The organism is Candidatus Hydrogenedentota bacterium (assembly GCA_035450225.1).
Lineage (GTDB): Bacteria > Hydrogenedentota > Hydrogenedentia > Hydrogenedentales > SLHB01 > DSVR01.
This window is the reverse complement of the sequence record DAOTMJ010000010.1, coordinates 1-14,701: the sequence shown is the minus strand read 5'-3', so window position 1 is coordinate 14,701 and position 14,701 is coordinate 1. Positions and strand designations below refer to the sequence as shown.

Sequence of the window (14,701 nt, the reverse complement as noted above, 5' to 3'; positions counted from 1 at the left end):
CCGCCAAACTATTTTTTTCCTCTGCCCGACGCCTTCACGCCGGCAACCGCAAGGAACGAAACCAGCGCCAGCAGCGCCCATCCGCCCGCGACGGGCAGCGTTTCGCCGCCGGAAACCGTCAGATTGGCCGCATTGGACGTGCGAACATCGCCGTTGGAATCGTTCACGATCACGGTGTATGTCCCCGCGTCGGACGGCGACATATACGGGATTTCCAGGGTGTTCGCGTTGGGCGCGCCGGGCAATATCTGGCCGTTCTTGCGCCACTCGTAATGCAACGGCGGAAATCCGCCCGTCGTCTGGACGCTGAACGCAAACGATTCGCCTGCGTTCACCGTACCGCCCGCCGGATGCGCCGCAATCTCCAGATGGTCGGCCACTTCGAGCATGGCATGCGCACTCTCGTGCGGCGTACCCTCGTAGGTCGCCACGCACCAGTATTCGCCGTTGTTCGCCACTGTCAAATTGGTCAACGTCCACGTCTGCGTGGTTGGGCCGTCCAGCGGCAGGTGATTGACACCGTCGTCCCATTTCCATTGGAACGTCAGCAGACCCGGACCGCACGCGGGTGTCACGGAAAACGTGTAATTCGTCCCCGTGTAGCCCTTGTGCGAACGCGGTTGCGACGCCCACTCGTTCCATTCGTTGGAGAGCAGTTCCACCGTCCGTTCCGTAATATTGCCGCTCGTGATGCCCACATTGACCAACTCGACGGGAGCGTAGCCCGTCTTCGCGATTTGAACGCTGTAGACGCTCGGGCCCAAACTCTTATAGTAATTTCCCGGCGTATTCGATTTGGCCGGCTCAGCCTGGCCGGCCACCTGAACCGTCGCATCGGAAACCGGATTGCCGCGGGTATCGCGGATTTTAACCATCAGCGTGCCGGGCGTTTCGGGGTTCACATTCTCGACGGTGAAATTCCACACCGCCCCGTCCGCCGAACGCGCCCCGAAACCGTCCACCGCGTACACCCGCCAATAGTAGGTGCGTAAATCGAGGATCCCGTCGTCCGGCCCCAGCACGATGTATGACGATTCGAGGTTGTCGCGAATAATCGCGCCCGAACCGAAATCCCCGTCCTCGTCCACCTCGATCCGGTATGTCACGCCGTCTGGATCCGTCACGGCGTTCCACAAGAACAAGAGCGGGGTGTGCATGATGGACACGTTCTCCGGAAGCACCAGTTCCGGCGCGGGCGGCGGCTCATTTCCTCCCAGCCGGCGGTACACGGTCGTCAGCAGGTGCGTGCTCACCGCGCCCGTCTCGCCATCCTTCACGAAGTAGAACACCTTGTACGTCCCCGCGTTTTGGAACGTCGTGCCGAAAAGGCTCCCCGGCCAGCGGAAGATCCCGTTCAGCAGGTCGCTCGTCCCCGCATCCGCGTCGAAACGCGCCAACTGCACTTCCTGCGCCCGATCTTCGATCGGCGTCTCATCCTCGACCGGCGTACTGCCTGTATACGCCGGCGTCTTCACTTCTACCCACGCCGTGCAGCCCGTTGCCGGGCGCTTGTCGCAGTATGCTTCCAAGCCGCCCAGCGACTCGCCCGAATCCAGCGTCACCGTCGGCGTTACGTTGATCCAGCCCGCGTTGCCCGTGTCGTTCACGCCGTAGCCCAGCGTCAGCACATGGCCCATCGCCCCGTCAAGGCCGGGAAGCGGGGACAACGCGCCGCTCGTCCCTTCCCCGTCGCCGTTGTCGTCGTACACCGGCTTCTGCACCGTTGACGCGCCCGCGCCGCTCGTCGCGTTCGCCGTGTACTCGGACATTTTCCCGCTGGCCGTCTCGAACGCCTCGCGCAGCGTCTTGCCGTCCCGCAGTTTCCGGAAGAACTCCGTCGTGAACGCCTCGCCGTCCCGGATATTGTCCGCCGGGTCCATCACGCCCCGGTGCGACACCTGGCCCGACTTCGCGCTGGCCACGATCACCCGGCCCGGCTTCGACACCACCGGGATGAAACTCCCCGAATGGCATCCGCCGTACACCACCACCCGCGCCTCGTTCAGCGCATCATGGCCCGCGAGCGCCGTCTCCAGCGTGTTCATCCAGCCGTTCAGATCCAACGGCGACAGATACCACGTCTCGTCGTATGCGCCCGAATACACATAGAATTTGTTCACGCTGCCGTGGTCCACGAACACGATATACAACGGCGCCGCGCGCGACAGCATCTTCGATGCCGCCCAGCCCGTGATCGCCGTGGCGACCTCCGCCTTCGTCGGCGTCGTGTCCGACACCAGGATATCCGGCGCGGGCTGGGCCGGGCCTTCCCGGAAATAGTAGATGTCTTCCGGCGCGATGCCCCGGTCGCGAAGCACGCGATAGACGCCATCGCCGGTCTTGGCGTGTTCCGGACGGCCCTCGCCCGCCGCGTTGTACTTGCCCACCACGATTACGGCGTATCCCGCCCGGTCCTTCACCGTCACGCGGACCGTCTCCGGTTCGTCGTAGGGCGTCGAGGCCGCCGGCAGGAAATCGTTGTCGCCCTGGAAATCCGCGCGGAACTGCCAAGTGCCCGGCATGTCCAGTTCCCACGCGTCGAACACCGCCTTGCCCGTCGAGTCCGTCACGCCCGTCAGGGTCGCCGCCGAGGAGCCGTCCGGTTTTTTCGCGTTCAGCCGGACCGCGCGGTTCGCGACAAGGCCGGCCAATTCCGTCGGGAAGCCCGTCACGAACGTCACCGTCACATCCACATCTGCATAGCCCAGCGGCACCGACGACGCGTTCGCCGACACCGCCAGCGTCGGGAGCGCCTTGAGCACCTCGAAGGTCACGTCCGTGCTGGTCGCGCTGCGGTACGTCGCGTCGCCCGGCCACGCCGAGGTGATCGTCCACGGATTGCGGCCCTGGCTCGCTTCCGTCGGATGGAAGGTGCGGGTGTACCCGCCGTTGCTGAACACCACGCCTTCCGGAAACACGTCGGATGCGACGCCCGACGGCGTGATGCTCCGGAACGTCACCGTGCCCGAACCCGACGGCATCGGGAAGATCTGGCCGTTAGCCGTAATCGGCTGGCCCAGCGTAATTGACGGGACGTTCGTTCCCAACAGGATGAACGACATCTCGACGCCGCCTAGCACGATCGTGCAGTCCAGCGCCGGCGACGGCGTGCCGTAATCCATGCCGTCGTAGGCCGTCACCACCACGCGCCACACGTCGCCCACCTGCGTCTCGCTGTTGTTGATCTGGCTGGAAATCGCCGACGACGGCGGCGACGGCGGCAGCGCCGTGAACGACGATTCGCCGCTGCGCTTCACCCACCATTGGAAGCGGAACTGGAGCGGATCGCCGTCCGGGTCGCCGCTTACGTCGCTGATCCGGCACACCAGATTCGCCGAATCGCTTTGGACCGCCGGATAATTCAGCGACGGCGCGCCCGGAAGGCCGTTGGCGATCGTTGTGCTCACATGGCCGGGATTTGTCGTGTACATGACGCCGTCGTACGCCTGCACGAAGCAGGACCACGTCTCGCCCTTGGCCGTATTGGAGGCGGAAATCGTGTCCGACGCCACGGGAACCGGCAAGACATGCTCGATAATCGTCCCCGTCCCGTTGTCCCACACAAACCGGTAGGATTCTATTGTCCGCGACGGCGTGCCGGGCGAAACCGACTCCGATGTCAGGGCGCAAACAAGGTCTTCCGTCGTGTCGTACGGCGCGCCCGTCCAAGACAGGCCGGGCGTCGTCGGCGGCTGATACGCCGAGGTCCGGAAGTCCGACGGACCCGGCGTCACCCATTGCGGGCGGAACCACGGGCCGTGCGCCGACTGGCCGGGAACCGGGCCCAGCACCGGCGCGTACAGCGCGCGCATGCGGCAGTGGAAACCGTTCGCCAGCGGGAAACCCGTTACAGTCTCTGTGAAGGTGTAGCCCGTCAGCGTGTCCTGCCACGCGCTCGATTCACCGAGACCCGTGCCGTCGAATGGCGTGCCGTAAGGCTTGATCTCCCACTGCAACTTCACTTTCGACCGGCCCGCTGGACTCTTGCACTGCATGAACAGTTTCACACCGTCCGAACCGATGTCCACTCCGGGGGAACCGATGGGCGTGCTGTCCGCGCGCGTCAAGCGCAGATTGACATTGAAGCCTTCCGAGGCGCCATAGTAAAGCATTGTTCCGCCGGGATTGTCTCCGCCAACGGGGCCTGGGTAGTTGTTTGCGCCGACCAGTAGATCGGCATGACCGTCTCCGTTCACGTCGCCCACACCGGCCACGTCATATCCGAATCCCGGATATACGTTGTAGCCCGGATTGGCGAACAGGCTGCCGGCGGCGTCGGCCGGCGTGGTTCCAACCACGCCATTGCGCGATCCCGCAAACACAAAGGCCGCGCCGCCCCGGTAATTGGTGGTTCCCGCGAGAAGATCATCAAAACCGTCGCCGTTGACATCCCTTGCTCCCGAGAGGGATTGGCCGAATTGGCTTCCGGTCAGGTTTCCGGTAATTATAGCGTTCGCGTCGGCAATGGTACGCGCCGAAATACCCCTCGCCGATCCGTGAAACACGAACACCGCGCCCTCGCGATATTTCTGCCCTTCGTAAGTAGGCGCCGCGACGGCAATATCCCCGTAACCATCGCCATTCACATCGCCAATGCCCGATACACACTTTCCAAAGAGCCACCACTCGTTCTGATCGTCGGAAAAGGGATGATCGGTTTCGATCAAAGCATGTCCGTTCGATGGGCCGGTTCCGATGACGCCGTTGGCCGATCCCAAGAACACGAAAGCGCCGCCTTCCCATCGCTTCAAGCGTCCGACGCCGCCATACGTGGCCGCGCCGACGACGACATCCGCGTAACCGTCGCCGTTGACATCCCCGGCGCCCGACACGCTTTCCCCAAACCACGAACTGCTGCACTCGGCGGTCAACTTGGCCTGCGCCGTGCCTGGACCGCTTCCGATGAGACCTCCGGGCCCTCCCAGAAACACGAACGCCGCCCCGCCCAACGTGGCAAAATCATAGTAACCCGCGCCGACGATGACGTCCGCATAACCGTCCCCATTGACATCGCCCGCTCCCGCGACCGATCTTCCAAATTGCGAATTGACCTGATCGGATTCGACCTTGGAGGCCGCCGCTGCCGGTCCCGTGCCCACCAAACCCGAGGATGATCCAAGGAACAAGAACGCCGCCCCGTGGCCTGCGTAACCTTGATTGCCGACAATGACATCCGCATAGCCGTCGCCATTCACGTCTCCCGCGCCCGCAACCCCTTCGCCGAAGGCGCCGCTTGGATTCGAACTGTCTCCGTAAAGGGCGGAGGCCGGCGTCAGGCTCAGGCCGTTCGCGGAACCGAGATAGAGAAAGGCCGCGCCTACATCGCTCGAACCGTAATCATACAGCGGCGCGCCCACGACCACATCCGCATAGCCGTCGCCGTTCACGTCGCCCGCGCCCGCGACCGCCAAGCCGAGTTTCGACTGTGGTTGGGTTCCTTCGAGAATGGCTGCCGCCTCCGACAGGTCGCTGCCCTGCATTTGGGTAATTGGACCGTAAAAGACGTGGACGCCGCCTTCCGTGCCGTAGGCGCGCGTATAAGCCTGTTCCCCGGCGATCAAGTCGGCAAAACCGTCTCCATTCACATCGGTTTGTGAACAGAACGCCCCTCCAAAGACGGTTGCCGGCTGTTCCGAGTAGAGTTTCAACGCGGCATCCTGAACGTATGAACCCATGATTCCGTTCTTCGATCCGGGAAAAACATAGACAACCCCGTCAATGCCGGCGCTGGTTACCGGATAGAACGAGGAACCCCATGCCACATCGGAGTATCCGTCACCATTGAGATCGCCGACGCCCCTAACCTGAGTCACGCCTATGTTCGGCTGATCGCTGTACAGTATGGCATTGGCGTCGGACGGATTGAGCCAACGGGATCCCGCCGGCGTTCCCAACGGCGGGGCCGCGCTTCCAAGAAAGACCAGGGCGGCGCCTTTGTTGTCGGCTTCATGGCCCGGTTCGTCGTACAAATATCCGGCAACAATCACGTCGGCATACCCGTCGCCGTTCACGTCGCCCGCGCTCGCCGCGCATACGCCGAGCCTGGCGCTGTATTGATTGGATTCTATCTTGGCCCAGGTCAGCGTGGAGGTATCCGGGTCTTGCCATCCCGAGGGCGCCGTCGGCCCTCCCGCCATGATGTAGGCGGCGCCTTCGGATACATCGTCATACGCGGCCCCATGCGTCTCGTAGAAGGCGCTGAAAATCGCGTCGGCGTATCCATCCGCATTCACATCGCCGGCCGCGGCGACATAATTGCCGAGATAGCCTCCTCCTCCCCCGCCCCCCGCGCCTCCCTGGAATTTCACCCAAGTGTAGGAACTGGTCGCGGGATCTTCCCATCCCGCGGGCTGCACATTCAACCCGGAGATGACAAAGACGGCTCCTTCGGTCGGCACCCCGAGGTTGTAGTTCGACGCGCCGATGGCAATTTCAGCGCGGCCATCGCCGTTCACGTCGCCCAAACCCGCGATGGCGGCGCCAAAATACGACTGGGGTTGATCGGATTTGAATTTTGCCCAAGCGTCATTGAGGTTCAGCCATCCCGGCGGACCCGTGGTACGGCCCAGAAAAACATAGACGCATTCATCCTCGGCGGTGACTCCATCGTCGTAGTTGATGGCTGAAGCGATAATATCGTCATATCCGTCGCCATTGACGTCGCCCGCGCCCGCGACCACGGTTCCGAGCCACGATCCGGTTTGATTGGATTCGATCTTCAAGAAGGCATCGTCCGGTTTTTTTGCGGTTACGCCGTCTTTGGAACCCAAGAAAACAAACACGGCGCCCTCGTTCGTTTCACCGTGATCGTAGAAGCGGGAAGAGGCAATGATGTCTTCGTACCCGTCGCCGTTGATGTCTCCCCCGCTGGCCACGCTCCATCCCAGCTCCGCGCCCGATTGATTGCCGGTTACCGTCACGTCCGCCATGGCGGTTCCGCCAATCATCGGATCTATCTCGATGGGATACCGTGCCCCGGCATCATCCACTACGAGACTCAGCGTGTCGGTAAGCAGCACAATATTGACAGGCAGCGCCTTGCCGTCCGCGTCCCAGGCCACGGCATGCGAATAACGCAACACCGTCCGTCCGTTGCCGTCCTTGAACGCGATACCGCCGTCTTTTCCGTGCGACACAGCTTCCAAACCATCGGAAAGTAGCCCCTCGATGCAAAGAAGACCTTCGCCGTCCGGACGTTCCAAGACGGTAAACCCCTGTTCGACGCCCCGTTCGTCGTTGACATACCACTCGACGATTTCCGGACGCCCGTATTCGACCCGGTTGCCGTTGGCATTCGGTACGGCGGGTTCGACGGGAATCATCTGGCCGGACCGGCCATAACCCGTGAACCGCCATTCGAAGGTCCACCCGGAGGCGCCGGCCTTGGCCGCGTCCCCGCGCTCGACGACCCGAATCCCTTCCGGACGGAACTCCGCCCGCAGATTCTGCGCCCGGTTCGCGGCGGACAATCCGGCCGATTTTTCCAGTCTCACGGCGTTATATTCGGCCTTTGCCAAATTCGCCTGGACTGTCCCGAACCAGGATGACTGTTCCAGCGTCCCGGATGCCGCAAATTCTCCACCCGATGCGAACACAGGAAAAAGAACAGCGGCCATGACAAGGTATGAATTGCGCGCGACCCTCATTTGCTTCCCTCCCACTGGCTTGTCGGTTTCGGACTCCCGCGGAACGCTTCGGCAACGATGCCAAGGATCGACAAGACCCGATTTTCGCTAAAAAGGCGCGCGTCAACATTTCAACGCGTCAAAGCAATTAGATCCCCTGAAAGTCGCCCCGATACACCCAATTTGCCTTATACGTTAATTCCGACGACCGCGACTTCCCGGAATTTCACTACTTGCAGTGTACCATATTTCCGGGGATTTGACCACCGAAAAAACGGGGACAGCGGCGAGGAACGAAATGGACAACGCAGACAGGGTGGATAGAAGTGAAAGTCAGCGCGCCCAAGATTGGATAAAGGGAAGAATGGCATGGCGAAGTATTTTTGGCGAAAGAGTGTCCGGCGCGAGATCGAACGAGTCTCCCAGGGCGGCAAGACGGAGCCCCAACCATCGGACGGCCGTTTCGACGACAAGGTTGTGATCGGCGGACAGTTTGGGCAGATCGCGCACGAGCATCCAACGGGCATCCGCGGCGTCGTCGCCGGCCTTCGGCGCCCGTTGCCGATAATCGGCCAATCCCACGTAGGCGATGGTAATCACCCGTCCACGCGGGTCGCGCCCGACATCGCCGAAGGTGTGGAACTGTTCAAGACGAATCCCCTTTAGGCCGGTTTCTTCGGCGAGTTCGCGCGCCGCGGCCGCTTCGAGTTCCTCGTCCATGTCGAGAAAGCCGCCGGGCAGCGCCCACATGCCCAGAAACGGGGGGCGCCCTCGCTTGATCAACAGGACCGCCAACGAGTCTTCGATCACGGTAAACACGACGGCGTCAACCGTGACCATGGGGCGTGGATAGGGATAGGTGTAGCCTGCGGTGTTCATGGAAGGCTCCCAAGGATCCGTTCGGCGTTTCGGAACGCAATCGCGTCGTGGTCCGCCTCATCGAGCGCGGCACAACGGAGTTTATCGGCGTTGGCGCGCGGGTTGAACATCGGCATGTTCGATCCGTAGAGGAGGCGGCCCGCGCCGAAACGCGCGACGGCGTGTTCAAGTTCGCCCAAGTGTTCGTAGTTCGAGATGTCGAAGTACAGGTTTTCCGGCCATGGCTCGCCTACGGCTTCCGGCTGGCCGAATTTGAGACCGAGCGCCACGATATTGACATCCGGCCATGCGCGTGCAAATGCCCCAACCGCTTCCGGAGGTACGTCCTGGGTCTTGTACGGACGAAATTGCCGGCGTACATCTTCCATGGACATCTGCACAAAAACCGGCAGACCGCGCCGGGCCGCCTCGTCCAGTATCGGCGCGACTTCCGTATCTTCCAGCGTGTATTCGTGATAATTGGGATGCAGGAGGATGCCTCGCATGCCGTATTCGTCAATACACCGCCGCAAATCATCCTGCCAGCCTGAAAAACCGGGGCGCATAACAGCCAAGGGAACAATCCGGATCCCGCTATCCGGGCGATCCGCCAAAAACGCGGCCAAGGCGTCGTTGCCGTCTTGCGGATTCAGGTAGTGGACCGCGTCGAGCGACGAAACGGCGGCGGTTTGGACGCCCATTGCCATCAAGGCCGCCAATACGGCGTCGCCGTCTCTCACGGGACGGTAAGGCCAATGCCCGATCTTCACGTTGACATCAAACATCGAGCCAGCGCCTCACGTTTTCACCGAGGATCATCGCCTGTTCGTGTTCACCCAACCCCGCGGAGTGAACCTTGCTCATTTGTACAGCCATGTTGCGTCCCGGCGCATCCGAACCGAAAAAAAGGCGATCCGGTCCGATGTGTTTCAGCAACGACTGCACGATGCCGTCTTCCGGTTCGCCGCCTGAAATGTCCATGCCGACGTTCGGCGCGCCGCACACGATGCGAGCGGCCTCTTCCCATCGCCCGCTCGCGTGTGCGAGCCAGATGCGAAGGTCCGGAAAGCGCCTCGCAAGATGGACGACATGATGGCACGTAGATTCCTTGGCCATGTTGCCGGTCGCCTTGATCCAGGCATGCGCGAGGATCGGCGCGTTGCGTTCGATGCAGCATTCGGCAATCGGATCCAGCCGGGGATCGTCCGCGAATTGAGACACCCACAGTTTCACGAACCGGCAGCCGCCCGGCACGAGATGCCGCCGCAACAACGTCAACGACGCCTCGACATGCTCCGCGCTCACATAGACACCGCCGATAAATCGTTCGGGATAGTTTGCGCACGCGTCCGCGATATCCGAGGCGGCGTCTTCGAGGTCTTGTACCGGGGGAAACTCGGCCCACGTCCGTCCGAGCGACGTAATGCACAGTTTGTCTATCCCGCAACGATCGGCGGCAGCGATTAGTTCCCGCAAATGCGAGTCTTCCGCGTTCAGGATGTGTACATGACAGTCTATGATCACGTTCGCGTTGCGCTCCCCCGAACTTGGGCGCGGAGTTCGTCGAAAAGACGCTCCTCGCCGCCGCGGTAGATGAGGTTGTCGTCAACCAGCAATGTCTCCTCGGCGGACAACGGCAGGAACTTGCCGGTTGCGCGCGCATATTCGACGCCATCGTCACCGGCCAGCCATCCGCTGACGACAACGAGCCGGCGCGAGACCTTTTCCGCTTTGGCGCGTGCAGTCAAGTCTTGCGAATCGGGTACGGGCCGGAGATAACGCACGGTGAGTTCGCCGGTCACGCACGATCGCGTGATGGCGCGCGCGGCGGCCCATGCCATGCACTCGTCGAGCAGGGCCGCGATCACGCCGCCGTGCACGGTATGCTCGTAGCCGCAATGATGTTCGCGGGCGTTCCAGCGCGCGCGTACTTCGTCGTCCTCGACGTAAAACCGGACTTGCAATCCCGCATGGTTCGCTTCGCCGCAGACGAAACAGGGATGCGAATTGGGCAGATACTTTCGATGGTTGGTTCCGTCCATCGGACTCCTGGCATTACAACGACGCCTGCATGAGATCGTCGAGTTCCTGTTGGATGCTTTGCGTGACGGGGAACCGGAAACCCGTCTTCGGATCGAGATCGAGGTCCATCACTTTCATCGTGACGGGATGCTGATCGCGCTTCCACTGGTTGTACACGAACCGCTTGCCGAAATCCATCGTCCACGCGCGCAGTTGCTCCGCGCCATGCTCCGCATACCGGTGGCAAAGCACGCGCCAGCAATCCACGAGCGTCATGCGCCGTTTCGCGAAAAGATACAGGAGATCGTCGAGCACGACATACGGCATGAGATCGTCCTCGTCGCGCTGATCGGGCGCGAGTTCGGCGCTTGGCGGAATATCGAGCACCTGTCTGAGCGATTGAATGCCGTCGCGGCGCGCGAGGTATTCGAGCAGACGGCTGATGACCGTCTTGGGCACGTTGGCGATCGGCGAATAGCCGCCCTGGTTGTCGCCGCCCGTCGTGGTGTAGCCGACCGCCGCCTCGCTGAGATTCGACGTGACCAGCAGCAATCCGCCGACACTGTTCGCCCAGTTCAGCATCATGCTGCCGCGTACGCGCGCCTGAAGGTTTTGTTGGGCGAGCGGCGTGATCCGGTCCGCGCCTCCGGCAAGTTCGGCGGCCTTCTTCATGGCCACCTCGACCTCGTCCTCGATGGACACAACCTGGAACGGCACGCCCAATTCCTCCGCAAGCGACCGCGCGGCTTGTTCGGTGGCGCTGCTGCTGTATGCCTTGTTGGGAAGGTAGACGGCGCGAATGCGTTCGGCATATTGATCCGCTTCGCGGCCCTCCTTCAGCGCCTTGGCCGCATGGACGGCCATCAAGAGACACAGCGCGCTGTCGCGTCCACCGGACAACGCCACCAGAAATCGCTGAAAAACGCCGACCTTCTCGAAATAATCGCGCAGTCCCAGTACCAGCGCATCGAACAGTTCGTCGAGATACTGCTCCGGTGAAGCACCTGCCGGTTGCGGTTCGGCGTCGAAGAAACTGCGCGGCATGCCGGCCGCGTAATCCGCCAGCGGCGCCGGTTCGAAGGATCCCTGCGAGACATCAACAATCGCCGTGCCGTTTGTTCCCTTGCCGAAGACAACGGCCTGCCGCCATGTCGAATTCTCCGCGCGCGCCCGGTCCACGGCATCCAAGTCAACGATGCCGTCCGCCAGCGTCCACGCCGCCTTCGACAACGCCGGCCCCTCGACGACCAGACGGTCCGGCGAAGCCACGAATCCGCCGCCATCGAATACCAGACGGCTGCTGTCACAACCCAGCAGGTTCGCGTAGGCGTACACGCACGCGAGATTTTCCGCCGCATTGCGAACCAGCCTCCGGCGCTGCTCGTTCTTGCCCGGCGTGAACGGCGATGCGCTGCTGTTGCAGATGATCTCGGCTCCGGCCATCGCGCGGGTCTGTGCGGGCGAATTCGCCGACCACAGATCCTCGCAGATTTCGCCGCTGACCATACCATACGGCAGCCGGAAAACAAGGTCGCCCGCGGGAACACCGTTGATCTCCGTGACGCCTTCCATCCACGGCGCCCAATTGCGGCCCTCATAGAATATGCTGTACGTCGGCAGGAATTTCTTCAGGATCATGCCCCGGACCCGCCCGTCGTGAATCAGCGCCATCGCGTTGTATACCATCGCGTCCTTGCGAACCGGCAATCCGACAAACACGTCTATGCCGCTGCATTCTTTCGCGAGAGTCCCCAGCGCGTACCAACTCCGGCGCGCCACGTCCGGCCACCAAATCCGGTCGCCCAGACTGTACCCCGAGATGGCCAATTCCGGCAACACCAGCAGGTGAACGCCGCGCCGGCGCGCCTCGCCGACCACCGCCGCCAGCCGGCAGCCGTTTTCCACGAAATCGCCTACCTTCACCGAAACGGACCCGACGCCAATACGCACCAGTCTCATGTTGTTTTCTCCCGCGGGGCTCGCCGGCGCCTGCCGGTTCGTCTTGCGCAGTCCATGCGTTCTGTCCTCATTGCGCCATTATAACGCGCATGCCCCCCGCGATGCGCGCTAAGCCGTTTCGCTTTCGATCCGGCATTTCAATACACTTCTTTCATGATTTCGATTGCGCCCGATATCGTTCTCGACGAGAAGGAACTGGCGTTTTCCTTCATTCGCGCATCGGGGCCGGGCGGCCAGAACGTCAACAAGGTCGCAACGGCCGTTCAACTTCGATTCGACGCGAAAGCCAGTCCCTCGCTTCCGCCGCATGTTCGGAGGCGTCTTCTCGGCCTTGCCGGAAAACGGGCCACCGAGGCGGGGCTTATCATAATCGAAGCGCGCCGCCATCGCACACAGGAACAAAACCGGTTCGACGCCGTCGATCGGCTGGTTCGATTGATCGCGGCGGCGGCCCGGCCCCCCAAGCCCCGAAAAAAGACAAAGCCCACCAAGGCCGCCCGGCAGCGGCGCATGAATGAAAAGCGACAGCGCGGCGAAACGAAAAAAATGCGCGCCGCGATAACCGATCATCGCGATTGATGTCTTTTCCAATTTCAAAGGTGGCAACAGGCCAATGGATTGATCTTTTGTGCATTTGCCCGGGGTATTCGAGAATCATTTGCCTGCGGCTGAAAGCGATGGATCAACCGCGTTACAATCCACTCGGTTTTTTCTCTCTGAACCGCCCATTGGGCAAAATGGATTTATTTCAACCAGGGAGTTAGACATGAGCGACGTCATGAAATCATTACGGAAACGGCTGGGGGAAATTGCGGATGTCCAAGCGGCGATAGCACTGATGGACTGGGATGAACAGACCGTCATGCCCCCGAAAACCGCCGGCGAACGGGGACAACAACTTGCAACCTTGTCCGCCATGGCCCACCGGATGACGACTTGCTCGGATATGGGACGTCTGTTGGCGCGGGCCGAACGGGCCGCCTTGTCGCCCGATGACAGAAAACTGGTTGAAGTGGCCCTCTATGATTACAAGCGCAAACGTCGAATTCCGGCCCATCTGATCGAAACGTTCGCCCAAGAACGCAGCCACGCATTTCAGGCATGGGTCACGGCACGGAAAAATTCGGATTTTCCCCTGTTTGCCCCCCATTTGGATCATCTGCTGGAATTGTTGCGGCGCATGGCCGATTGTTTGGGATACAACGAGTCGCCCTACGATGCCCATCTCGAAGACTATGAGCGCGGTATTACGACACGTCCGTTGAAAACACTCTTCACCGAACTGGCGGACCACCAAAGCCGGCTTCTCCGCCGGTTCGCGGTTCACGGCCCTTCGGCCGCCGAACCCGCATGGATCAGACAGATCTGGGATGAACAAAAACAGTGGGATTTCACACTCCGTGTTCTTGACGGCATGGGCTATGACCGGCAAGCGGGTCGGCAGGACCGCTCCGTTCACCCTTTTACGACCAGCATGGGCATTCGTGACGTGCGAATTACAACCCGTCTCGATCCACGCAATCCCTTGCCAGCCCTCTTTTCTTCAATTCATGAATGCGGCCACGCCCTCTACGATCAGGGACTGTCGCCGGACGATGCCCGAACGCCATTGGCGCAGGGTGCCTCGCTGGGTATTCACGAATCCCAGTCACGGTTGTGGGAAAACATGATCGGACGCAGTCTGCCCTTCTGGCGATATTGCCTGCCCCTATTCCGGTCGTTTTTTCCCGGCCAATTGGACAGTGTTTCCGCTGACGATCTTTATCGTGAAACAACCCGAATCATGCCGTCGTTCATACGCACGGATTCAGACGAATGCACATATAATTTACATATTATCCTGCGATTTGAATTGGAAGTCGAATTGATTGAAGGCCGGATGGCTGTGCGCGACATTCCTGAGGCATGGAACGCCCGTTTCAAGCAACTATTGGGACTTGACGTTCCCGACGATGCACACGGATGCTTGCAGGACATCCATTGGTCGCATGGATTGATCGGGTATTTCCCAACCTATGCGCTCGGCAATCTGTATGCGGCGCAAATGTTTGAAGTTATTGAAGATGAACTGCCGACATTGTGGACGGATATCGAATCGGGACGTTTCATGGGATTGCGCGAATGGCTGCGCGAACATGTTCATCGCCATGGACGGCGTAAAACCGCCCTTGAACTGATGCGTGACATCACCGGACAGGAACCAACCCCCCGGCCGTTTCTGAATTACCTGGAGAAAA

Annotated in this window: 8 protein-coding genes; 2 read left to right on the top strand and 6 right to left on the bottom strand. The window is 61.3% G+C overall.

Features of this window, described 5'->3' with window-relative positions; translation table 11 throughout:
* Window positions 1-8: 8 nt before the first annotated feature.
* The 6 genes from P5540_07750 to nadE all read right to left on the bottom strand — a co-directional run bounded on the left by P5540_07750 (window position 9) and on the right by nadE (window position 12,464).
* On the bottom strand, window positions 9-7,493 hold the full coding sequence (locus P5540_07750) for an FG-GAP-like repeat-containing protein (GenBank protein ID HRT64709.1): 7,485 nt from the start codon (window positions 7,491-7,493) through the stop codon (window positions 9-11).
* Between the two features lie 465 nt (window positions 7,494-7,958).
* The gene (locus tag P5540_07745; GenBank protein ID HRT64708.1) at window positions 7,959-8,504 is read right to left on the bottom strand and encodes an NUDIX hydrolase; all 546 of its coding nucleotides are present in this window, start codon (window positions 8,502-8,504) and stop codon (window positions 7,959-7,961) included.
* Window positions 8,501-9,268, bottom strand: a complete 768-nt coding sequence (locus P5540_07740) for an amidohydrolase family protein (GenBank protein ID HRT64707.1) — start codon at window positions 9,266-9,268, stop codon at window positions 8,501-8,503. Before P5540_07740 ends, P5540_07745 begins: the two co-directional genes overlap by 4 nt.
* Entirely contained in the window at window positions 9,261-10,007 is a 747-nt protein-coding gene (locus tag P5540_07735; GenBank protein HRT64706.1) for an amidohydrolase family protein, read from the bottom strand. Before P5540_07735 ends, P5540_07740 begins: the two co-directional genes overlap by 8 nt.
* Entirely contained in the window at window positions 10,004-10,525 is a 522-nt protein-coding gene (locus tag P5540_07730) for a PaaI family thioesterase (GenBank protein HRT64705.1), read from the bottom strand. The genes P5540_07735 and P5540_07730 overlap by 4 nt, the downstream gene beginning before the upstream one ends.
* 13 nt (window positions 10,526-10,538) lie before the next feature.
* The gene (nadE, locus tag P5540_07725; GenBank protein ID HRT64704.1) at window positions 10,539-12,464 is read right to left on the bottom strand and encodes an NAD(+) synthase; all 1,926 of its coding nucleotides are present in this window, start codon (window positions 12,462-12,464) and stop codon (window positions 10,539-10,541) included.
* Between the two features lie 153 nt (window positions 12,465-12,617).
* Between nadE and arfB the strand changes: the two genes are divergently transcribed.
* The gene (gene arfB / locus P5540_07720; protein ID HRT64703.1) at window positions 12,618-13,043 is read left to right on the top strand and encodes an alternative ribosome rescue aminoacyl-tRNA hydrolase ArfB; all 426 of its coding nucleotides are present in this window, start codon (window positions 12,618-12,620) and stop codon (window positions 13,041-13,043) included.
* A gap of 187 nt (window positions 13,044-13,230) precedes the next feature.
* On the top strand, window positions 13,231-14,701 hold a 1,471-nt coding region (locus P5540_07715), incomplete at its 3' end, for a carboxypeptidase M32 (GenBank protein ID HRT64702.1).